Below are 20,318 nucleotides of genomic sequence, written 5' to 3'. Positions count from 1 at the left end.
CCATGGCCCGCGTCCTGGTCACCGTCGGCATGGGGCCGTGGCCGTTCGACCGCCTGGTCGAGGCCGTCGCGCCGCTCTGCGCCGCGCACGAGGTGTTCGTCCAGACCGGCACCTCGACCGTGACGCCGCCCTGCCCGTACGCCGCGTTCCTGCCCCTGGACGACCTGCGGGAGCGGCTCGCGGCGGCCGACGTGGTGATCACCCACGCGGGCAACACGGTTCGGCTGGTGCAGCGGCTCGGCCGGGTGCCGGTCGCGGTGGCCCGGGAGGCCGCGCGGGGCGAGATGGGCAACGACCACCAGGTCGCCTACCTGCGCGAGGAGGAACGCTCCGGCCGGGTGGTCGCGGTCTGGGAGGTGGCCGACCTGCCGGCCGTGGTGGACGCGCACCCCGAGCGGCAGCGGCGGCTGGTCGCCGAGCGACAGTTGCCGAGGGCGGTCGACGGTGCGCGGCTGGCCGACACGCTGGACGCGCTCTGCGCCCGGCTGGTCCGATGAGCCACGCCGACGAGCGTCCCGCCGGTCCGACGGGCCGTGCGCAGGAACGCCCCGCCGGTCCGACGGGCGGCGTCGGCGAGGCGACCGGCGCCCCGCCCTTCGCCACCCACCCGCTGCGTCGCTACGCGTTCGCCTGGACGACGCTGGCCGGGCGCACCGGCCGGCACCTCGACCTGGGCTGCGGTCCCGGGGAGTTCCTCGCCGCGCTGCACGAGCACGGCACGGTGACCTGCGAGGGCGCCGACCCGCACCCGGGCTACCTGGCCGGGCTGGCCGCCCGCCACCCGGACCTGCCACTGCACCGGCTCCGCGTGGGCGCGCCGCTGCCCTTCGCCGACGGCCGCTTCGACTCGGTCAGCCTGCTCGACGTGCTGGAGCACGTGCCCGACGAGGCGGCGGTGCTCGCCGAGACGCACCGGGTGCTCGCTCCCGGCGGGCTGCTGGTGCTCACCGTGCCGCGCCGGCACGTGTTCACCTTCCTCGACCCCGACAACGCCAAGTTCGACTTCCCCCGGCTGCACCGCCGGGTCTACTCGTGGCGGTTCGGCTCGCAGGTGTGGCACAGCCGGTTCGCCGACCTCTCCGACGACCTGCGCGGCGACATGTCGGTCGGCCGGGACCGGCACACCAACTACCGCACCGCCGACCTGCTCCGACTGCTGCACGCGGCCGGCTTCACGCCGACCACGGTGACCGGCGCCAACCTGTTCTGGCGCTGGTTGCAGATCCCGGCGCTGCTGACCGGCGGCCCGGTGCGCCGCCTGCTGGAGCGCGGCATCCACCTCGACGGCCGGCTGTTCCACGCGGCCAACCTCTTTGTCGTCGCCCGGAGACGCCCGTGAACGAGCCCGACACCACCCGGAGGCGACCGTGAGCGTGACCGACACCGCCCGGCTGGCCTGGTTCTTCGGCCGGCTCGCGGTCAAGGAGCGGATCGCGCCGCGCCTGCACGTGCGCCCGCTCGTCGCGGAGCTGTTCCTGACCGACAACTGCAACCTGCGCTGCACGAGCTGCGGCTGCTGGACCACCAACACCAGGGGCGAGCTGTCCACCGAGGAGTGGCGGGACGTGCTGCGCCAACTCGTCGCGCTGCGCATCCACAAGGTGAACTTCACCGGCGGTGAGCCGCTGATCCGGCCGGACGCGCCGGCGCTGATGGCGTACGCCACCGAGGTGGGGGTGCGCCACCTGCATCTGAACACCAACGGCATCCGGCTCACCCCGCCCGTTTTGACCGAGGTGCTCGCCGCCGGCGTACGCAGCTTCAACGTGTCCGTCGACGGCCCGACGGCGTTGGTGCACGACCGGATCCGGGGCCGGCTCGGCGCGTTCGAGACGACGACCCGGCACCTGCGGAACCTGATCGCGGAGCGCGACCGGCTCGGCCTGAAGGTGCGGATGAACTTCACCGTCATGCGGGACAACGTGGACAGCCTGCCCGGCATCGCGGCGCTGGCCCAGGAGTTGGACGTGACGCTCTATCTCAACCTGGTCACCGACCGGACGTTCCTGTTCCGCACCGAGGCGGTGACCGGGCAGACCGACGTGGCCGGCGACCGGCTCGACGCGGCGCTGGCCGAGCTGGAGGCGATGGCCCGCGCGGACCGGCGGTGGCTGCCGCGCTACTCGGAGCTGCGCTACCTGCGCGGGCACTTCGACGACCTGGTGCAGCGCGACCTGCCCTGCGCCGAGTCGCAGCTCAAGCTGATGGTGCACTCCCGTGGGGAGATCGGCGGTTGCTGGGCGCACGATCCGACCGCCTCGGTCCGGGAACGTCCGATCGCCGAGATCGTGGACGCTCCGGAATACCGCGCCGAGCACGCGAAGCTGTTCCGCAAGGAGTGCGTGGGCTGCGGCAGCAACTACAGCCTCAACCTGCGCTGGCGACCGGGCACCTACCTGGCCGACCGGCAGTGGCGGCGGGGGCGGCGCAGCCTTGTCTGAGCCGATGCGCCCGAGCCAGCCGCTGTACGACGCGCTGGCCCCCGGCTACGAGGAGCACTTCGCGGTGCCGCACCGGCGGGCGTACGACGACCTGGCGTGGGAGCGGGTGCGGGCGCTGCTGCCGCCGGACGGGCCGGTGGTGGACGCCGGCTGCGGCGTGGGTCGCTGGGCCCGGCGGCTGCTCGACCTGGGCCATCCGGTGACCGGCGTGGAGCAGGCGCCGGGGATGGTCGCCGAGCTGCGCCGCCGCCCGCCCGGTCCCGGCTTCACGCTGGTGGCGGGCTCGATGACCGAGGTGACGTTGCCCGCCACGGCGGGCGCGGTGCTGGCCATGGGTTCGCTGCAGTACACCGCCGACCCGGAGGCCACGGTCCGGCACCTGGCCGGCTGGCTGCGTCCGGGCGGAGTGCTGGCCGTCCTGGTGGACTCGCTTGTGGGGCTGGTGCTGGAGCTGGTCGGCGACGGTCGGGGCGACGAGGCGGCGGACCGGCTGGCCCGGCGTCGGGGCGTCTGGCGGTCCGACGGGCACGCCGCCGACCTGCACCTGCTGGACCGCGCCCGGCTGGAGGCCGCGTTCGCCGCCGCCGGGCTGGTCGAGGTGCGCAGCGCCGGGTTGCTGGTCAGCGCCGGCCCGCTGGGCCGGGCGGGGCTCACCGAGCGGCTCACCGCCGACCGGGACGCGCTGCTGGCGCTGGAGCGCCGGCTGGGCGACGACCCGGTCCTCGCCGACGCCGGCAAGCAGTTGCTTATGACCGGCCGCCTCCCGGCCTGACCGGCCGGGTCGATTCAGCGCAGGCAGCGTCGCAGCGCGGCGACGACCCGTTCGGCCTGTTCCACGGTGAGTTCCGAGGACATCGGCAGGGCCAGCGCCTCGGCGTCGAGCCGTTCGGTCACCGGCAGTCGCTCGCCACCGCCGAGCGGGCCGCGGTGGATCGCCGCGAAGTAGGGCTTGGTCTGCACGCCGAGGGCGGCCAGCTCCGCCGCCACCAGGTCCCGGTCGGCGATCCGGGCCACCCAGTGCACCCAGCAGTGCCGGTCTCCGGGTCGGACCCGCTGGACGCCCACCGGCAGCGTGTGCGCGGCGGCCGCGTAGACCTCGGCGACCTCGGCCCGGTGCCGGACCAGCGTGTCCAGCTCCGCGAGCTGGTCGACCGCGACCACGGCGTGCAGCTCGTTCATCAGCTCGGAGCGGGTCCAGCCGGCCGGCGTGGCGAGCACCGCCTCGGCGGCGTCGGCGGGCAGCACCAGGGCGCCGCCGGCCCCGCCGGCCGAGACCACCTTGGCGAAGCTCATCGAGTACGAGTGGGCCAGCGCCTGCTGCGCCACCGGGCGGCCCTGGTGCAGGCTGCCGAGCGCGGCGGCGGAGTCGGCCAGCAGCGCCACTCCGGCGGGTTCGCAGACGGCCCGCAGCGCCGGGTAGTCGCACGGGTTGCCGAAGGTGTCCACGCCGAGCACCAGTCGCACCCCGCCCCGGTCGATCGCGGCGGCCACGGCCGCCGGGTCCAGGGTCCAGGTCGCGGCGTCCACGTCCACGAAGCGCAGCGCGTATCCGAGTTGGACCAGGATCTCCGCGGTCGCGGGAAAGGTGTACGACGGCAGCACCGCGACGTCGCCGGGGCGGGCCGGGCCGACGGTGGCCGCGACCATGATCCGCAGCGCGGCGGTGCCGGACGCGGTGACCAGCACCCGGTGGTCGTCGTCGAGTTCCAGTTCCTTGCCCAGCCGCTCGGTCAGTTCCCGCGTCCACCGGTTGCCGTGCTTGACCTCGCCGCTGGCGAGCGCCTCCTGCTGGCGGGCGGCCACCAGGTCGGGGTTGGCCGGCGGGGGCGGCACGACGACCGGCAGCGGCGGCCGGAACAGGGGTGTCCCGTCGTCCACCTCGGCGGCCAGCGCCGCCAGGTGCGGGCGGAGCGGACCGATCCGGTGGCCGGCGGCGGCGAGCCGGTCGGTGACCACCCGACCGGAGCTGTCCGGCGTCTGGCGGGGCACGCTCAGCAGCGGCGCCGACGCGCCGCACAGGTCCCGGATCCAGGTGGCGAGGTCGGCCAGCGGCACCGGCTCCCCGCCCACGTTCCAGACGCCGGGGCCGATGCCGTCGTGCAGCACCCGGGCGAGCGCGTCGGCGGGCAGGAAGCTGCGGACGGCGTCGGCGGTGACCGGCAGCGGCAGCCCCTGGCGGGCGCGGCGGATCAGTCGGGTGACGACCCGGTGCTGTCCCGCGCCGACGACGTTCGCGAGCCGGAGCACGGTCAGCCGGTCGGGGTCGACGGTGCCGGCGACGAGCCGTTCCTGGGCGAGCTTCGCCATCGCGTACGTCCAGCGGCCGGTGGGGTCGGCGTCGGCCATCGCGCGGGCCAGCGGGGCGGCCTGCCAGGGCGGGCAGGGTGTCCGGGCCAGTTCGCGGGCTCGCGCGCACCAGTCGTCGATCTCCTCGACGGTCCACGGCAGCGCGGGGGGCGTGTCCTCACGGAGCGGGCCGGCCACCGCGCCGTAGATCTCGACGGAGGAGGTGAGCACGACCCGCCGGCCGGCCAGCCGGGGCAGCAGCCGGGCCGTGCTGACGGCGTTGTCGACGGGCAGCGTCCAGGGTCGGCGGGGGCGCGGCTCGCTCGCGCCGAGCAGCACCACGACGAGGCCGGGTGGCAGCTCGGGCGGGTCGTCGGTGAGCAGGTCCGCGCGGATCCAGGCGAGGCCAGCGGCGGTGTTCGCCTCGGCGGGCGGGTGACGGTCCACTGTGGTGACCCGCGCGCCGGCGGCCAGCAGTGCCTGGGCGGTCGCGGTGCCGAGGAAACCGGAACCGCCGACCAGCACGAATTCGTCCATGTCGTGCCCTCCCCGTGAGCGGAGCACAGTATCGCGGAATCCGGCCGCCGGGGGTGTCGGATAAACGGGCGTAGAAAAAGTCAGTCTTGACTGTTTGTTTCGTGGGCGGCACGCTGTCCCCGTGCCCACCGCACCGACCCGCGTCCCGCAGCAGGAACGCAGCCGCGCCACCCAGGCCCGGCTGCTGGAGGCGACCGTCGAGTGTCTGGTGGAGCACGGCTGGTCCGGCACCACGACCACCGTGGTGGCCGCCCGGGCGGGCGTCTCCCGGGGCGCCCAACTGCACCACTACCCGACCAAGGCCGCCCTGGTCACCGCCGCCGTCGCCCACCTCGCCGAGCGCCGGGCGATCGAGCTGCGCACCGAGGCGGACGCGCTGCCGGCCGGCCCGCGCCGACTGGACCGGGTGGTCGACCTGCTCGCCGCGGCCTTCACCGGGCCGCTCTTCGTCGCCGCCCTCGAACTCTGGGTCGCCGCGCGCACCGACGCCGAGCTGCGCGACGCGCTCGTGCCGCTGGAGGCCACCGTGGGCCGGGAGATGCACCGGCTCACGGTCGAGCTGCTCGGCGTGGACGAGAGCCGCCCCGGCGTCCGCGAGGCGGTGCAGGCCACCCTCGACCTGCTGCGCGGGCTGGGCGTGGCCAACCTGCTCAGCGACGACTCGACCCGCCGCACCGCCCTGCTGCACACCTGGAAACGCCAGCTCGCCACGCTGCTCACCCCGACCACCGACACCGACGCACACGGGCCGCACTGACCCGACGCCCCTGACCGGCACACCCTGCGGAGGCCCCATGGTCGACCCGACCGCACTGCTCGCGGATCTCGCCGCCGAGTCCGACCAGCTCGACGCGCTGGTCAGCTCGCTGCCACCGGAGGACTGGTCCCGGGCCACCCCCGCCGCTGGGTGGACCGTCGCCCACCAGATCGCCCACCTGGCCTGGACCGACCACGTGGCCGGGCTCGCCGCCACCGACCCCGACGCCTTCTACGCCTCGGTGCTGTCCGCGCCCGACCCGGCCCGCCTGGTCGACGACGGCGCCGAGTCCTTCCTCGCCGCACCGCCCGCGCTGCTGGCCCGCTGGCGGGATGGCCGGACCGCGCTCGCGGCGGCCCTGGCCGCCACCCCGCCCGGCGAGAAACTGCCCTGGTACGGGACGCGGATGTCGCCCGCCTCGATGGCCACCGCCCGGATCATGGAGACCTGGGCGCACGGCGAGGACGTCGCCGACGCGCTCGGCGTCACCCGTACCCCGACAGCGCGGCTGCGGCACGTCGCCCACCTCGGCTTCCGTACCCTCGGCCACGGCTTCGCCGCGCACGGCCGCGCGATGCCGGCGGACCCGGTCCGGGTCGAGCTGACCGCCCCGGCGGGCGACGAGATCTGGGCCTTCGGGCCGGCGGACGCGGCGGACCGGGTCACCGGGCCGGCGCTCGACTTCTGCCTGCTCGTCACCCAGCGCCGGCACCGCGCCGACCTGGCCCTGGTCGCCGTCGGGCCGGTCGCCGACGAGTGGCTGGACGTGGCCCAGGCGTTCGCGGGGCCGCCCGGCGGCAAGCGCGAGCCGGCACGCGGGGTCTCCTCGTGAGCGTGCTGCGGGTCGGCAACGCGTCCGGCTTCTACGGCGACCGCTTCGCGGCCTGGCGGGAGATGCTGGACGGCGGCGAGCTCGACGTGCTCACCGGTGACTACCTGGCCGAGCTGACCATGCTGATTCTCGGTCGCGACCGGATGCGCGACGAGTCGCTGGGCTACGCCAAGACGTTCCTGCGGCAGGCCGAGGGCGTGCTCGGCACCGCGCTGGAGCGCGGGGTCACGCTTGTCACCAACGCCGGCGGGCTCAACCCGGCCGGCCTGGCCGACGCGGTCCGGTCGCTCGCCGCGCGGCTCGGCCTGGACGTGCGCGTGGGGTACGTGGAAGGCGACGCGCTCCAGCGATCGGACGCGCTGACCGCGAACGCGTACCTGGGCGCGTTCGGGATCGCGGCCTGCCTCGACGCGGGCGCCGACGTGGTGGTCACCGGCCGGGTCACCGACGCGTCGCTGGCGGTCGGGCCGGCCATCGCCCGCTTCGGCTGGACCCGGGACGACCTCGACGCGCTGGCCGGGGCGACCGTGGCCGGGCACCTGATCGAGTGCGGGGCGCAGGTCACCGGCGGCAACTTCAGCTTCTTCACCGAGCTGCCGGACGGCGGGCACCGCCCCGGCTTCCCGATCGCCGAGCTGCACCCGGACGGCTCGTCGGTGCTGACCAAGCACCCCGGCACCGGCGGCGCGGTCACCGTGGAGACGGTCACCGCCCAGCTCCTCTACGAGGTGGGCGGGCCGGACTACCTCGGCCCGGACGTGGTGACCCGGCTGGACACGGTACGGCTGGAGCAGCAGGGCCCGGACCGGGTACGCGTCCGGGGGGTGCGCGGCACGCCGCCGCCGGACACCCTCAAGGTGGGTGTCAACAACCTGGGCGGCTTCCGCAACTCGATGACGTTCGTGCTGTGCGGGCTGGACATCCCGGCCAAGGCGGCGCTGGTCCGGGGCCAGGTCGAGGCGGCGGTCGGCACCGAGGGGCTGGAGTTCACGCTCGCCCGCACCGACCACCCGGACGCCGCCGACACGGAGGCGGCGAGCGCGCTGCTGCACGTACACCTGCGCGACGGCGACAAGGCACGGGCCGGGCGGGCGTTCTCGGCGGCCGCGGTGGAGCTGGCGCTGGCCTCCTATCCGGGCTGCACGCTGACCACACTGCCCGGCGACGCCACGCCGTACGGGGTGTTCACCGCCGACACGATCCCCCAGGACGCGGTGGCGCACACGGCGGTGCTCCCCTCCGGCGAGCGCGTGCCCATCCCGCCGCCGCGGGTAGGTGGTTTGCAGGGGCCCCCTGTTATGCACCAGGCGTTAACAAGGGGCCCCTCCTTACGCCGCACCCGGCGGGGGGCGCTGGGTGAGGTGGTGGGGGCGCGGTCGGGTGACAAGGGCGGGGACGCCAACCTCGGCGTCTGGGCCCGCACGGACGCCACCTGGGCCTGGCTGCGCGGCTGGCTCACCGTGGAACGGCTGGCCGAGCTGCTGCCGGAGACCGCCACGCTGACCGTCGAGCGGTACGAGCTGCCGAACCTGCGGGCGGTCAACTTCGTCATCCGGGGTCTGCTGGGGCAGGGCGTGGCCGCGTCCACCCGGTTCGACCCGCAGGCCAAGGCGCTCGGCGAGCTGCTGCGCGCCCGCGTGGTCGACCTGCCGGCCGAGGAGGTGCCGGCGTGACCATCGTGGACACCCCCGAGCGCCGGCAGCTCCGCGAGCTGACCCGCGCCTTCGTCACCCGGGAGGTGCTGCCGCACCTGTCGGACTGGGAGCGGGCCGGCGAGGTGCCCCGGTCGCTGCACGAGACCGCCGCCAAGGTCGGGCTGCTCGGCATCGGCTTCGGCGAGTCGGTCGGCGGCAGCGGCGGCGACCTGCTCGACTCGATCGTCGTCACCGAGGAGATCATCCGCTCGGGCGGCTCGTCCGGGCTGGTCGCCGCGTTGTTCACGCACGGCATCGCGCTCCCGCACATCATCGCGGCGCAGGACGCGCACCTGATCGACACGTACGTCCGGCCCACGCTGGCCGGGACGATGATCGGCGCGCTCGCGATCACCGAGCCGGACGGCGGTTCGGACGTGGCCGCCATCCGCACGTGCGCGGTACGCGACGGCGACCACTACGTGGTGAACGGGTCGAAGACGTACATCACCAGTGGCGTCCGGGCCGACTTCGTGACCACCGCGGTCTGCACCGACTTCCCCGGCTCGGGCTCGCTGAGCCTGCTGGTGGTCGACCGGGGCACGCCCGGGTTCACCGTGGGCCGGCGGCTGGAGAAGCTGGGCTGGCACTGCTCGGACACCGCCGAGCTGTCCTTCGTCGACGTCCGGGTACCGGTGGCGAACCGGGTCGGCCCGGAGGACACCGCCTTCCTGGCCGTCATGCAGCAGTTCGCCGCCGAGCGGCTCTCGCTCGCCACGCAGGCGTACGCGACCGCGCAGCGCTGCGTGGACCTGGCCGTGCGGTGGTGCCGGGACCGGTCCACGTTCGGCCGTCCGCTCGCCGGCCGGCAGCTCGTCCGGCACCGGCTGGCCGAGATGCACACCCGTGCCGAGGCGGCCCGGGCGTACGTGCACGAGGTGGCCGAGCGGGTCGCCGCCGGCCAGCCGGTGGTGACCGAGGTGGCGATGGCGAAGAACGTGGCGGTGGCCGCCTGCGACGTCGTGGTCGACGCCGCGCTGCAACTGCACGGCGGCTTCGGCTACCTGCGCGACGCCGAGGTGGAGCGGCACTACCGGGACGCCCGCATCCTCGGCATCGGCGGCGGCACCACCGAGATCATGAACGAGATCATCGCGAAGGGTATGGGCCTGTGAGCACGGTTCTCCAGAGCACGGTCGATCCGTCCGCGCCAGCGTTTCAGGCCAACCGCGACGCGCTGCTGGAACGCCTCGCCGAGCTGGACGCGGCGCTGGACCAGGCCCGCGCCGGCGGCGGCGAGAAGTACGTGACCCGGCACCACAAGCGCGGCAAGCTGCTCCCCCGGGAACGCATCGAGCTGCTGCTCGACCCGGACAGCCCGTTCCTGGAGCTGTCGCCGGTGGCCGCGTACGGCACGGACTTCCCGGTGGGCGCCAGCACCGTGACCGGCATCGGCGTGGTCGAGGGCGTGGAGTGCCTCGTCGTGGCGAACGACCCGACGGTACGCGGCGGCGCGATCAACCCGTGGTCGCTGGCGAAGACCCGGCGGGCGGGCGAGATCGCGCTGGCCAACCGGCTGCCGATGGTGAACCTGGTCGAGTCGGCCGGCGCCGACCTGCCCACCCAGGCCGAGATCTTCATCCCCGGCGGGCGGGTGTTCCGCGACCTGACCCGGCTCTCCGCCGCGAAGATCCCCACGGTGAGCGTGGTCTTCGGCAACGCCACCGCCGGCGGCGCGTACGTGCCGGGCATGTCGGACTTCACCATCATGATCCGGGAGCGGTCGCAGGTCTACCTGGCCGGGCCGCCGCTGGTGAAGATGGCCACCGGCGAGGTGACCGACGACGAGTCGCTGGGCGGCGCGAAGATGCACGCCGGCACGTCCGGTCTGGCCGACTTCCTCGCCGAGGACGAGCGGGACGCGGTCCGGCTGGCCCGGCAGTGCGTCCGCCGGCTCAACTGGCGCAAGGCCGGCCCGCCGCCGCGCAACCCGTCCCCCCGGCCACCCCGGTACGACCCGGAGGAGCTGCTCGGCATCGCCAGCGCCGACCTGAAGGTGCCGTTCGACCCGCGCGAGGTGCTGGCCCGGGTGCTCGACGACAGCGCGTTCGACGAGTTCAAGCCCGCCTACGGCAGCGCGCTGGTGACCGGTTGGGGCGAGCTGCACGGCTGGCCGGTGGGCGTGCTGGCGAACGCCCGGGGCGTGCTGTTCAGCGAGGAGGCCCAGAAGGCTGCGCAGTTCATCCAGCTCGCCAACGCGGCCGACACGCCGCTCGTCTTCCTGCAGAACACCACCGGCTACATGGTCGGCACCGAGTACGAGCAGCGCGGCATTATCAAGCACGGCGCCCTGATGATCAATGCGGTGTCGAACTCGACGGTGCCCCACCTGACGGTCAACCTGGGCGCCTCCTACGGCGCCGGCAACTACGGCATGTGCGGCCGGGCGTACGAGCCGAGGTTCCTGTTCACCTGGCCGAACGCGAAGTCGGCGGTGATGGGGCCGGCGCAGTTGGCAGGGGTGCTGTCGATCGTGGCCCGGCAGGCCGCCGCCGCCCGGGGACGCGAGTACGACGAGGACACCGACACCGCCATGCGGATGATGGTCGAGCAGCAGATCGAGTCGCAGTCCGGGGCGCTGTTCCTCTCCGGCCGGCTCTACGACGACGGGGTGATCGACCCCCGGGACACCCGTACCGTCCTCGGGCTCTGCCTGTCGGCGATCCACAACGGACCGGTGAGGGGCGCCGACGGTTTCGGCGTCTTCCGGATGTGACCTGTGAGCGCGAGGAACGCAGCGAAGCGGAGTCCCGCAGTCGCGAACGAAAGGCAGGCTCAGCGCGAATGATCACGAAGCTTCTGGTGGCGAACCGGGGGGAGATCGCCCGTCGGGTCTTCGCCACCTGCCGGGCGCTCGGCGTGGCCACGGTCGCCGTGCACTCCGACGCGGACGCCGACGCGCCGTTCGTGGCCGAGGCCGACCTGGCGGTCCGGTTGCCGGGCCACACGCCCGCCGAGACGTACCTGCGCATCGACCTGATCCTGGATGCGGCCCGCCGGTCCGGCGCGGACGCCGTGCACCCCGGCTACGGCTTCCTCGCCGAGAACGCCGAGTTCGCCGCCGCGGTGACCGACGCCGGCCTGACCTGGGTGGGGCCGCCGGCCAAGGCGATCGCCGCGATGGGCGACAAGATGGCCGCGAAGGCGCTGCTCGCCGACGCGGGCGTGCCGATGCTGCCCACCTGGACCGACCCGGAGCAGGTCACCGGCTTCCCGGTGCTGGTGAAGGCCAGCGCGGGCGGCGGCGGCCGGGGCATGCGGGTGGTCCGCGACGCGGCCGGGCTGGCCGAGGCCGTGGCGGGCGCGCGCCGCGAGGCGGCGGCGGCGTTCGGCGACGGCACCGTCTTCATCGAGCGGTACGTCGAGCGTGGCCGGCACGTCGAGGTGCAGATCTTCGGCGACACCCACGGCACGGTGGTGGCGCAGGGGGTACGCGACTGCTCCGTCCAGCGCCGGCACCAGAAGATCGTCGAGGAGGCGCCGGGCGTGCTCCCCGACGACGTGCGGACGCGGCTGCACTCCGCGGCGGTGGCGGCCGGCCGAGCGGTGGACTACGTGGGCGCCGGCACGGTGGAGTTCCTGCTGGCGCCGGACGGGCAGGTCCACTTCCTGGAGATGAACACCCGCCTTCAGGTGGAGCACCCGGTCACCGAGCTGACCACCGGGCTGGACCTGGTCCGGCTGCAACTGCTGGTGGCCGAGGGCGAACCGCTACCGGTGTCGGCGACCCCGGCCGCCGAGGGCCACGCCATCGAGGTGCGGCTCTGCGCCGAGGAACCGGCTGAGGGCTACCGCCCGGCCACCGGCACGCTGCACCGGTTCGCGATCCCCGGGGTGGACCGCGAGTTCGGGAACCTGGCCCGCGCCGGCCTGCGTCTCGACTCGGGCGTCGTGGACGGCTCGACGGTGGGCGTGCACTACGACTCGATGCTCGCCAAGCTGGTCGCCTGGGCGCCCACCCGCGCCGAGGCGGCCCGCGCCCTGGCCGGCGCGCTGGCCCGGGCCGAGCTGCACGGCGTGGCCACCAACCGGGACCTGCTGGTCCGGGTGCTGCGCAGCCCGGAGTTCGCCGCCGCCGACGTGGACACCGGCTTCCTGGACCGGCATCCCGAGGTCTTCGCGCCGCTGCTGCCGCCCGAGCGGCTCCCGCTGGCCGCGCTGGCCGCCGCGCTTGCCGGTGCCGCCGCGCGCCGGGCCGCCGCCCCGGTGCTCGCCGGCCTGCCGTCGGGCTGGCGCAACGTGCCCGCCGTCCCCCAGCTCACCCGCTTCACCGACATCGAGATCAGCTACCGCCTCACCCGCACCGGTGCGCTCGCCGAGTGGGAAAGCAGGGTCCCCCTGTTAACGCCTGAGGTAGAGCAGGGGGCCCCTCTTAACACCGAGCCGGAGCCGGCACCGGCGGCGCTGGTGGAGCTGGTGAGCGCCGCGCCGGACGGGGTGGTGCTCGACGTCGACGGGGTGCGGCACGCGTTCCGCGTACACCGGGTGGGGTCGGCGGTCTTCGTGGACGGCCCGGACGGGGCGGCGAGCCTCACCGAGCTGCCCCGGCTGCCCCGGCCCGCCGCGGCGCTGGCGGCCGGTTCGCTGCTCGCGCCGCTGCCCGGCGCCGTGGCCAAGGTGCACGTCGAGGTCGGTCAGCGGGTCGCCGCCGGTGACCTGCTGCTGACGCTGGAAGCGATGAAGCTCGAACACCCCGTGCTCGCCCCGGCCGACGGCGTGGTGGCGGAGCTGCCGGTGCCGCCCGGCGGCCAGGTGGAGACGGGCGCGGTACTGGCCGTGGTCGACCCCGAGGAGGACCCGCAGTGAACTTCGACCTCACGCCCGAACAGGACCAGCTCCGCGACGCCGTGCGCGCGCTGGGTCGCAGGTACGGCCACGACTACTTCGTCCGCAAGGCCAAGGCCGGTGAGCACACCACCGAGTTGTGGCACGAGGCCGGACGACTCGGCTACCTCGGCGTCAACATCCCCACCGAGTACGGCGGCGGGGGCGGCGGCATCACCGAACTGGCGCTGGTCTGCGAGGAGCTGGCCGCGGCGGGCTGCCCGCTGCTGCTGCTCGTCGTCTCCCCCGCCATCGCCGCCACCGTGATCACCAAGCACGGCACCGAGGAGCAGCGCAAGAAGCACCTGCCCGGGCTCGCCGACGGGTCACAGAAGATCGTCTTCGCGATCACCGAACCGGACGCCGGCTCGAACTTCCACCGGCTCGGCACGGTGGCCCGCCGCGACGGCGACGACTGGCTGCTCTCCGGCCGCAAGGTCTACATCTCCGGCGTGGACGAGGCCGACCACGTGCTGGTGGTCGCCAGGACCGAAGACTCCGCCACGGGGAAGCTCAAGCCCGCGTTGTTCATCGTGCCCACCGACGCGCCCGGGCTGGAGAAGTCCAAGCTCGACATGGAGATCCTCTCCCCGGAGAACCAGTTCCTGCTCTACCTGGACGACGTCCGGCTGCCCGCCGACGCGCTTGTCGGCGAGTCGCTGGACGCCGGCCTGCCGGCGCTGTTCGCCGGCCTCAACCCGGAGCGGATCACGGTCGCCGCGATGGGCGCCGGCACCGGCCGGTACGCGATCGAGAAGGCGTCCGACTACACCGCCACCCGCAAGGTCTGGGGCGGCCGGTCGATCGGCTCCCACCAGGGCGTGGCGCACCCGCTCGCGCACGCGGCCGTGCAGGTGGAGCTGGCCCGCCTGATGATCCAGAAGGCGGCGGCGCTCTACGACGCCGGCCGCGACCTGGAGGCCGGCGTCTCCGGCAACATGGCCAAGTACGCGGCCGGCGAGGCCGCCGCGCTCGCCGTGGACACCGCCGTCCAGGCGCTCGGCGGGGCCGGCATGACCACCGAGTACGGCGTGGCGACGCTGCTCGGCGCGGTGCGCGCCGGCCGGATCGCCCCGGTGAGCCGCGAGATGATCCTCAACTTCGTCGCCCAGCACGTGCTGGGCCAGGACAAGTCCTACTGAGTCGTCGGGTCCGCCCGCGACCGGAACTCAGGTGGCCGTGCGGCAGGCGGCGTCGATCCGGTGCACCGGGCGGACCCGGCGGCCCAGCCCCTCCAACAGCGAGTCCTCCACGTGGAAGTCGCGCACCCGCAGTTGCCGCCGGGGCAGTTCGTCCTCGCTCGGGCAGAGCACCTGCGCGCGTACCTGGCCGACCGGCAGGTAACGCACGCCGCCGCGCTCCTGGAGGAGCACCACGTCGACGTCGTCCACGGTGACCACGTGGCCACGGACGTCCTCCATGACGCCTGGTGACGACTCGACGGTGGTCACGGTCAGCGGCAGCACCGGCGTGGTGATCACCGGTAGCGCGGCCCAGACCAGCATGGCCAGCACCGCCGCCTCGGTGATCGAGGCGAGCGGCCGGATCACCGCCGCCGGCAGCGGGCCGGTCACGAAGAGCGCCAGCACCGGGGGTACGACCAGGAGCGTCAACGCGAGCGCCTCCCGCTGCCGGACGGCGTCGAGCAGGGTGGGCCCGAGCAGCCAGAGGTATCCGGCGAAGCCGGCGGCGAGCAGCAGCAGGCGGGGTGCCCGCTGTTCGTGCAGCCGTTCCGGGCTGAGCTGGAAGGCGGCCACGAACGCCGGGAGCAGCAGCGGCAGGTACAGCAGCGGCCAGGTGCCCAGCGCGAGCAGGAAGCTGGCCACCGCGAACCAGGCGGGGGTGCTGTCCACCCATCGGGCGAAGAGCGGGCGGCGGGTGCCGGGCGGCATCCGCTCCACGCTCACCCGCAGCACCGCGCCGAGCGCGAAGACCGCGACCAGGGCGGTGGAGAGCAGCGCGGCGGCCGTGGTGAGGAAGCCGGCCAGCAGGTTGACGGTGCCGACGTTGGCCACCAGCAGCAGCGTGGTCTGCAACTCGCCGCCCGCCTCGACGCCGAGCCGGAGCACCGAGAAGACCGCCGGCACGCCGACCACCGCGGTCCAGAACGACTGGGTGGCCCGGGCGCGGCGTTCGGCCGGGTCGGCCGGCGGCGGTACGGGTCGGGCGGGCGGCGCGCCGACCGACCCGGAACCGGTCGGGGTCCGACGGGGCGGCGGGGCGGCGCCCGGCACGTCGCCTTCGGGCGGGGCGGCCTCGGGCGGGGCGGTCATCGCCGGGGCGCCTTGTCGTCGAAGTCGACGAGCTTCGGCACGTTCAGCGGCTGCGGCTGGGACTTGTCCGCCTTCAGCCACGGCCCGAGCGTGCGGTTGTAGGCGGTCAGCCAGGGGCTGCTGATCCCGTCCCGACCCTCCAGGTAGCTCTTCTGCAGGGCGAACGCGACCAGGTCACGCAGCGCCGGGTCGCCGATCGGCACGCCGACGCCGAGCAGTTCGCTGGTGCCGAACGGCATGTCGACGATCTCGAACTCGGTCGGGTACTGCGACAGGAAGCCGGCCAGGATGGTCTCGTCGGAGCTGACCGCGTCGTAGCGCCCCTCCCGGATGCCCCGTACGCAGTCCCCGACGGTCTTCACCACGTACGCCCGGACCTGGTGCTTCTCCAGCTCCGCCTCGGTGGTGGAGCCGCCGCTGGTGCAGATCTTCAGCTCCGGCCGGCGCAGGTCCTCGATGGTGCGGACGCGGTCCCGCAGCCGCTTCGGCACCATCACCTCCTGGGTGGTGACGAAGTACGGCCCGGCGAAGCTGATCAGCTTCTCCCGCTCCTCGGTCATCGAGAAGCTGGACACGACCAGGTCGACGGTGCCGCCCTGGAGCGCGGGGATGCGGTCCTCGGTGTCCAGCGCCACCCACTGGATGCGCTGTTCGCCCTGGAAGCCGAGCGACGCGGCGATGTAGCGGGCGATCTCGACGTCGAAGCCGGTGTGCGCGCCGTCGCGCAGCTCGCCCATCAGCGGCTCGGTCTCGGAGATCCCGATCTTGATTTTCGCCTGGCCGTCGACGTGCGACTCGTGCAGCTTGTCGAGGACCGACGGCAGCGGGGGTTCGCGCCGGTTGTCGCAGCCCGCGGCGGCGGCCAGGGTGAGCGTGACCGCCACGGCCAGCGTGGTGGCGAGCGAGCGGAGCCGGTGGCGGGGCGGAACCTCGGGCATCGGGCACCTCGATCACGGACACGTCGACAGGGGCACCCAGAGTAGCGGTCGACACACAATGGGCAGTGTCGCTGCGGGCCCGGGGTGCGGCGGGCGCCCGATCGCCCGCCGTACCCCGGGGGTCCGTCAGCGGACGGTCAGCGTGCCGACCGCGGGCCGCGGGGTGGCCACCGGCGGCAGCCGCTTCGGCTCGCCCCGGCCCGGCTCGCCGGCACGGGCCAGCTCGCTCTTGGACGCGTCCGCCCGCTCGGCCGACGGGTCGTCCTGGAACGGCTGGGAGTCACCGACGCAGCGCGTGCCCTTGGCCGGCGGCTTGCCGGTGAGCAGGTACGCGTCGACCTTGCCGGTCACGCACGCCGAGGTGCCGTACGCGGTGTGGCCCCAGCTGTCGCTGCTCAGCAGCCGGCTGTTCGGCAGCAGTCGGGCCGAGCCGACCGCGCCCTGGTAGTTGGTCGCCGGGTCCCAGTAGTTGCCGACCACCAGCACCGGGGCTGCGGTGGTGCGGTTGAACGGGCCGGTGTAGGCGTCCTCGTCGCGCACCGTCCAGGTGTTGCGGGCGCAGGGCGAGGTGCCCCAGGCCCAGGCCCGCCCGAAGTAGGGCGCCCGCTGGTCCTCCTTGGCCGACAGCGCCGGCCAGGCGTCCGCGCTCTTCGGGTGGTAGGCGTCGGTGCAGTCGACGGTCAGGAACGTCTCCAGCCCGTTGTTGTAGGGGAAGTCGTAGCCCCGCTGCTGCCGGGCCTGGGCGGCGCGGGCGGCGAGCGCCTTGCGGGCCGAGGCGGTGGCGGCCTTGCCGGCGGCCGGGTCGGTGGCGGCCAGCAATTGCACGGTGATCTCCACGACCGACGACCAGCCGTACGGGTCGTAGAGCGCGCCGAGCGTGGCGCCGACGAAGTCGGCGTAGCTGACGGTGTAGGAGCCGTAGTCCGGGTCGTCGATCACCACCGGCTTCTTGCGCAGCCGCTTCGCGACCGTCTCGTAGGCGGCGACCGGGTCGCCCTTGGCGGCCAGCTCGCACTTGTCGGCGCCGACCTTGCCGCACCGGACCAGGATCTCGTGCAGCGCCTTGTAGGCGCCGTCGGCGCTGCGCAGCCGGGTCTCCTGGAGCTGGTCGCGGGCCTTGCCCTGACCGACCCAGGCGTTCGGGTTGAGCACGCCGTCCACGACGAGCGCGCGGAACCGGTCCGGGAACATGTTGGCGTAGTACTGCCCGAGCGCGGTGCCGTAGCTGAAGCCCAGGTAGCTGAGCTTCTTGTCGCCTACCGCCCGGCGCAGCACGTCCATGTCGCGGGCCACCTCGGCGGTGGACGCCGCGCCGGTCAGCGGCTTGCCGGTGGTCGAGCACGCCCTGCCGACCGCCTTGGACGAGGCGACGTACGCCTTCTCCTCGGCCTTCGTCCACGGGAAGGCGACGTTCAGCCCGGCGTACGCCTTGGCCTGGTCCTTCACGGACGGGAAGCACTTGATGTTGTCGCTGGCCGCCACGCCGCGCGGGTCGACGCCGACGACGTCGAAGCGGTCGAGCAGGTCGTCGCCGAGGAAGTAGGGCGCGGCGAGCGCGATGTCCGTGCCGGAGCCGCCCGGGCCGCCCGGGTTGAGGAACAGGCTGCCGACCTTGTGCTGCTGGTCGCGGGCCTTGACCCGGAGCAGCGCCACCTCGGTGGTGGCGCCCTTGGGCTGGTCGTAGTCCAGCGGCAGCCGGACCGTGGCGCACTCGGCGTAGTCGTAGCAGGCGTACCAGTCGAGCTTCGGCGTCGGCACGCGATCCACCCGGCGCGCCTCGGCCGCGCTGGTGCGGTCGTAGGTCGGCGGCTGCGGGGTGGCGGCCGCGGCGGGCGCGACCGCCGATCCGGCGAGGAGGATCCCGGCGATCCCTGTTGCGGCGAGGGACCGGACTACTCGGGGCATGTGGCTGCCTTCCGGTGGGGAACAGATCCGTCGAGGACACCTCGACCCCCGCCACTTTAGGGATTGTCGGCCATCCGAGGTGGCCCCCGAACACGGACCAACACGGCAAAAGACCAAGCGATGTAACGATTTTTCTCGATCGACGCTTTTGGCGCTCCGAAGTGGAGCACGCGTGTGACGGGAAGCCGTCGCATGCCGGCGGTTGACAGGTCGACGCGCTCAGCCATGCTTGTCGGGTGAGTTCGTTCCCGAGGTCGAGTGCGCGGACGAAGGCCGTCGTCGCGTCCGTGGCGACGCTTGCCGCGCTGGTGACGCTGGCGGTCTGGCGGCCGCCCGGCATCCTGTCGGTCGTGCTGGCCCTGGTCTGCGTCGTGCTCGGCATGATCGCCGGCGTGACCGTCACCTCCGCCCGACAGTCCGGCGGCGCCGAACCCCCGCGAGCCGAGGGCTGGCCGGTCTCCGACCCGGGCCTCGGGGTGGACGCGGACACGCTCCAGGCGATCGACCCGCGCGCGGTGCGGAACCTGCGCGCCCCGGCCGGTCACCCGGTCGACGCGGACACGCTGGAGACGCTCGACCCGAGGTCGGTACGCCAGCAGCAGCGGGCCGGGAACGGGCTCAGCGACCGGTGAGGGTGGGGCGGGCGAGCGCGTTCACGCCCTGCCCGGCCAGGCAGCGGTAGGTGCGGTCGGCCTCGGTCGCGGCCGGCGGCAACACCTCCAGGTTCCACCCGGTCGCCTTCTTGACGCCGCTGACCAGCCGGAACGTGCCGGTGTTGCAGATCCTGCGGACGCCCGGGTCGGCGGTGACCGCGTCGTGCGCCGCCCCGGCCAGCGAGGCCGGCAGGTCGCCCGCGGCGTACGTCTCCCAGGTGTGCTGCCCGTCGCACGGCACCCGGCTCGCCTCGGCCCGGTCGCGGCGCAGCCGCACCGGGCCGTAGCACTCCAACTCGGACCCGCAGCGCGCGCCGGTCGGGAGCCGGACGTCGGCGGACGCGCACCCGGGCAGCGTCGTCGCCCCGGCCACGCCGGTGGCCAGCACGGTCGGCGAGACCGCCGGTGGTGAACCGCCGGCCAGCCAGGCGCCACCGCCGGCGGAGGCGGCCAGCGCGAGCACGCCGGCCCCGCCGAGGAACCAGCGCCTCGGCCAGCGCCGGCTCCGGGCCGGCACGGTCGGGTGGTCGTCCTTGACCGGCTGCCGCGGGCTCGGCCCACCGGGGCGGCCGTACGGGCCGCCGGTGCCGACGAACGGGGCCGCCGGGGTGCCCGGGTCGAGCGGGAGCGCGGCGAGCATGCCGCGCAGTTCCACCGCGGAGGGACGCTCGCCCGGGTCGTTGGACATGCCCAGACGCAGCACGTCGATCAGTTCCTCGGGCACCCCGGGCAGGCCGGGGATCGGGTGCTGGAACATCTCCAGCACGGTGACCAGGCTCGGATTGCGCTCGGACTGCCAGCGCGGCGGCCGGCCGTGCATCACCGCGTAGAGCGTGGCGCAGAGCGCGTAGACGTCCACGGCGGGGCTGGGCGGGCTGTGGCTGAACATCTCCGGCGGCGCGTACGCGGGGGTGAGCACCTCAAGCGTGACCGAGGCGTCGCGCACCTCGGCCAGCACCGCCAGCCCGAAGTCGGCGAGCACCGCCGAGTTGAACTCGGAGTGCAGGATGTTCGCGGGCTTGACGTCGCGGTGCAGCACTCCTGCGGCGTGCGAGTGGGCCAGCGCGTCGGCGATCTTCACGCCGAGGTCGCGGGTCTCCGCCGGGCCGAGCGGCGAGGTGCGCATCCGTTCCGCGTACGAGCCGTCGCAGAGTTCCATGATCAGATAGGGGTGCTGG

General features: G+C 74.3%; 17 protein-coding genes. 12 read left to right on the top strand and 5 right to left on the bottom strand.

Annotated elements, in window-relative coordinates; all coding sequences use genetic code 11:
• Window positions 1–2: 2 nt before the first annotated feature.
• Genes ACIA5A_RS16425 through ACIA5A_RS16410 form a run of 4 tightly spaced genes read left to right on the top strand, consistent with a single transcriptional unit; the run spans window position 3 to window position 3,213 of the window.
• Window positions 3–497: a hypothetical protein gene (locus ACIA5A_RS16425; protein ID WP_396762298.1), complete on the top strand. Its 495-nt coding sequence runs from the start codon at window positions 3–5 to the stop codon at window positions 495–497.
• Window positions 494–1,339: a class I SAM-dependent methyltransferase gene (locus tag ACIA5A_RS16420; RefSeq protein ID WP_396762295.1), complete on the top strand. Its 846-nt coding sequence runs from the start codon at window positions 494–496 to the stop codon at window positions 1,337–1,339. Before ACIA5A_RS16425 ends, ACIA5A_RS16420 begins: the two co-directional genes overlap by 4 nt.
• A 28-nt stretch (window positions 1,340–1,367) precedes the next feature.
• Window positions 1,368–2,441 carry a radical SAM protein gene (locus ACIA5A_RS16415; RefSeq protein ID WP_396762292.1) on the top strand — a complete coding sequence of 358 codons (1,074 nt, stop codon included), beginning with the start codon at window positions 1,368–1,370 and terminating at the stop codon, window positions 2,439–2,441.
• 4 nt (window positions 2,442–2,445) lie between these two features.
• The gene (locus tag ACIA5A_RS16410; protein ID WP_396762289.1) at window positions 2,446–3,213 is read left to right on the top strand and encodes a class I SAM-dependent methyltransferase; all 768 of its coding nucleotides are present in this window, start codon (window positions 2,446–2,448) and stop codon (window positions 3,211–3,213) included.
• 14 nt (window positions 3,214–3,227) lie between these two features.
• On the opposite strand, the gene ACIA5A_RS16405 is transcribed toward ACIA5A_RS16410, so the two are convergent.
• A complete protein-coding gene (locus ACIA5A_RS16405; protein ID WP_396762286.1) occupies window positions 3,228–5,264 on the bottom strand; it encodes an aminotransferase class I/II-fold pyridoxal phosphate-dependent enzyme in 2,037 nt (678 codons plus the stop codon).
• A gap of 121 nt (window positions 5,265–5,385) precedes the next feature.
• Between ACIA5A_RS16405 and ACIA5A_RS16400 the strand changes: the two genes are divergently transcribed.
• The 7 genes from ACIA5A_RS16400 to ACIA5A_RS16370 all read left to right on the top strand — a co-directional run bounded on the left by ACIA5A_RS16400 (window position 5,386) and on the right by ACIA5A_RS16370 (window position 14,513).
• The gene (locus ACIA5A_RS16400; protein ID WP_396762283.1) at window positions 5,386–6,021 is read left to right on the top strand and encodes a TetR/AcrR family transcriptional regulator; all 636 of its coding nucleotides are present in this window, start codon (window positions 5,386–5,388) and stop codon (window positions 6,019–6,021) included.
• A gap of 37 nt (window positions 6,022–6,058) precedes the next feature.
• Complete coding sequence (locus tag ACIA5A_RS16395; protein WP_396762280.1) at window positions 6,059–6,853, top strand: TIGR03084 family metal-binding protein; 795 nt, start codon at window positions 6,059–6,061, stop codon at window positions 6,851–6,853.
• Window positions 6,850–8,526, top strand: coding sequence for an acyclic terpene utilization AtuA family protein (locus ACIA5A_RS16390; RefSeq protein WP_396762277.1), 1,677 nt, complete (start codon window positions 6,850–6,852; stop codon window positions 8,524–8,526). The genes ACIA5A_RS16395 and ACIA5A_RS16390 overlap by 4 nt, the downstream gene beginning before the upstream one ends.
• Entirely contained in the window at window positions 8,523–9,662 is a 1,140-nt protein-coding gene (locus tag ACIA5A_RS16385; RefSeq protein ID WP_396762274.1) for an acyl-CoA dehydrogenase family protein, read from the top strand. Before ACIA5A_RS16390 ends, ACIA5A_RS16385 begins: the two co-directional genes overlap by 4 nt.
• On the top strand, window positions 9,659–11,263 hold the full coding sequence (locus ACIA5A_RS16380) for an acyl-CoA carboxylase subunit beta (protein WP_396762272.1): 1,605 nt from the start codon (window positions 9,659–9,661) through the stop codon (window positions 11,261–11,263). Before ACIA5A_RS16385 ends, ACIA5A_RS16380 begins: the two co-directional genes overlap by 4 nt.
• 68 nt (window positions 11,264–11,331) lie before the next feature.
• Window positions 11,332–13,353, top strand: a complete 2,022-nt coding sequence (locus ACIA5A_RS16375; protein ID WP_396762269.1) for a biotin carboxylase N-terminal domain-containing protein — start codon at window positions 11,332–11,334, stop codon at window positions 13,351–13,353.
• The gene (locus ACIA5A_RS16370; RefSeq protein WP_396762266.1) at window positions 13,350–14,513 is read left to right on the top strand and encodes an acyl-CoA dehydrogenase family protein; all 1,164 of its coding nucleotides are present in this window, start codon (window positions 13,350–13,352) and stop codon (window positions 14,511–14,513) included. The genes ACIA5A_RS16375 and ACIA5A_RS16370 overlap by 4 nt, the downstream gene beginning before the upstream one ends.
• Before the next feature lie 27 nt (window positions 14,514–14,540).
• Here the strand turns inward: ACIA5A_RS16370 and ACIA5A_RS16365 are convergent, their stop codons facing one another.
• From ACIA5A_RS16365 to ACIA5A_RS16355, 3 genes are all read right to left on the bottom strand, one after another.
• A complete protein-coding gene (locus ACIA5A_RS16365) occupies window positions 14,541–15,644 on the bottom strand; it encodes a hypothetical protein (RefSeq protein WP_181570777.1) in 1,104 nt (367 codons plus the stop codon).
• Window positions 15,641–16,582 carry a transporter substrate-binding domain-containing protein gene (locus ACIA5A_RS16360; RefSeq protein ID WP_181570778.1) on the bottom strand — a complete coding sequence of 314 codons (942 nt, stop codon included), beginning with the start codon at window positions 16,580–16,582 and terminating at the stop codon, window positions 15,641–15,643. The genes ACIA5A_RS16365 and ACIA5A_RS16360 overlap by 4 nt, the downstream gene beginning before the upstream one ends.
• Before the next feature lie 126 nt (window positions 16,583–16,708).
• Window positions 16,709–18,487, bottom strand: a complete 1,779-nt coding sequence (locus ACIA5A_RS16355) for an alpha/beta hydrolase (protein WP_396762263.1) — start codon at window positions 18,485–18,487, stop codon at window positions 16,709–16,711.
• Window positions 18,488–18,723: 236 nt separating this feature from the next.
• On the opposite strand from ACIA5A_RS16355, the gene ACIA5A_RS16350 reads away from it, so the two are divergent.
• On the top strand, window positions 18,724–19,119 hold the full coding sequence (locus tag ACIA5A_RS16350; RefSeq protein WP_396762260.1) for a hypothetical protein: 396 nt from the start codon (window positions 18,724–18,726) through the stop codon (window positions 19,117–19,119).
• Here ACIA5A_RS16350 and ACIA5A_RS16345 read toward each other — a convergent pair.
• A partial coding sequence (locus ACIA5A_RS16345; RefSeq protein ID WP_396762257.1) for a protein kinase occupies window positions 19,106–20,318 on the bottom strand: 1,213 nt, incomplete at its 5' end. The genes ACIA5A_RS16350 and ACIA5A_RS16345 overlap by 14 nt on opposite strands.

Source organism: Micromonospora sp. NPDC051300 (genome assembly GCF_044455315.1).
Taxonomy (GTDB): domain Bacteria; phylum Actinomycetota; class Actinomycetes; order Mycobacteriales; family Micromonosporaceae; genus Micromonospora; species Micromonospora robiginosa.
This window is presented reverse-complemented; position numbering and strand designations above follow the sequence as displayed.

Coding starts and splice junctions, on each gene's coding strand:
- ACIA5A_RS16425 (WP_396762298.1), top strand. CDS start 3: ATGGCCCGCGTCCTGGTCACCGTCGGCATGGGGCCGTGGCCGTTCGAC.
- ACIA5A_RS16420 (WP_396762295.1), top strand. CDS start 494: ATGAGCCACGCCGACGAGCGTCCCGCCGGTCCGACGGGCCGTGCGCAG.
- ACIA5A_RS16410 (WP_396762289.1), top strand. CDS start 2,446: ATGCGCCCGAGCCAGCCGCTGTACGACGCGCTGGCCCCCGGCTACGAG.
- ACIA5A_RS16405 (WP_396762286.1), bottom strand. CDS start 5,264: ATGGACGAATTCGTGCTGGTCGGCGGTTCCGGTTTCCTCGGCACCGCG.
- ACIA5A_RS16395 (WP_396762280.1), top strand. CDS start 6,059: ATGGTCGACCCGACCGCACTGCTCGCGGATCTCGCCGCCGAGTCCGAC.
- ACIA5A_RS16375 (WP_396762269.1), top strand. CDS start 11,332: ATGATCACGAAGCTTCTGGTGGCGAACCGGGGGGAGATCGCCCGTCGG.
- ACIA5A_RS16365 (WP_181570777.1), bottom strand. CDS start 15,644: ATGACCGCCCCGCCCGAGGCCGCCCCGCCCGAAGGCGACGTGCCGGGC.
- ACIA5A_RS16360 (WP_181570778.1), bottom strand. CDS start 16,582: ATGCCCGAGGTTCCGCCCCGCCACCGGCTCCGCTCGCTCGCCACCACG.
- ACIA5A_RS16355 (WP_396762263.1), bottom strand. CDS start 18,487: ATGCCCCGAGTAGTCCGGTCCCTCGCCGCAACAGGGATCGCCGGGATC.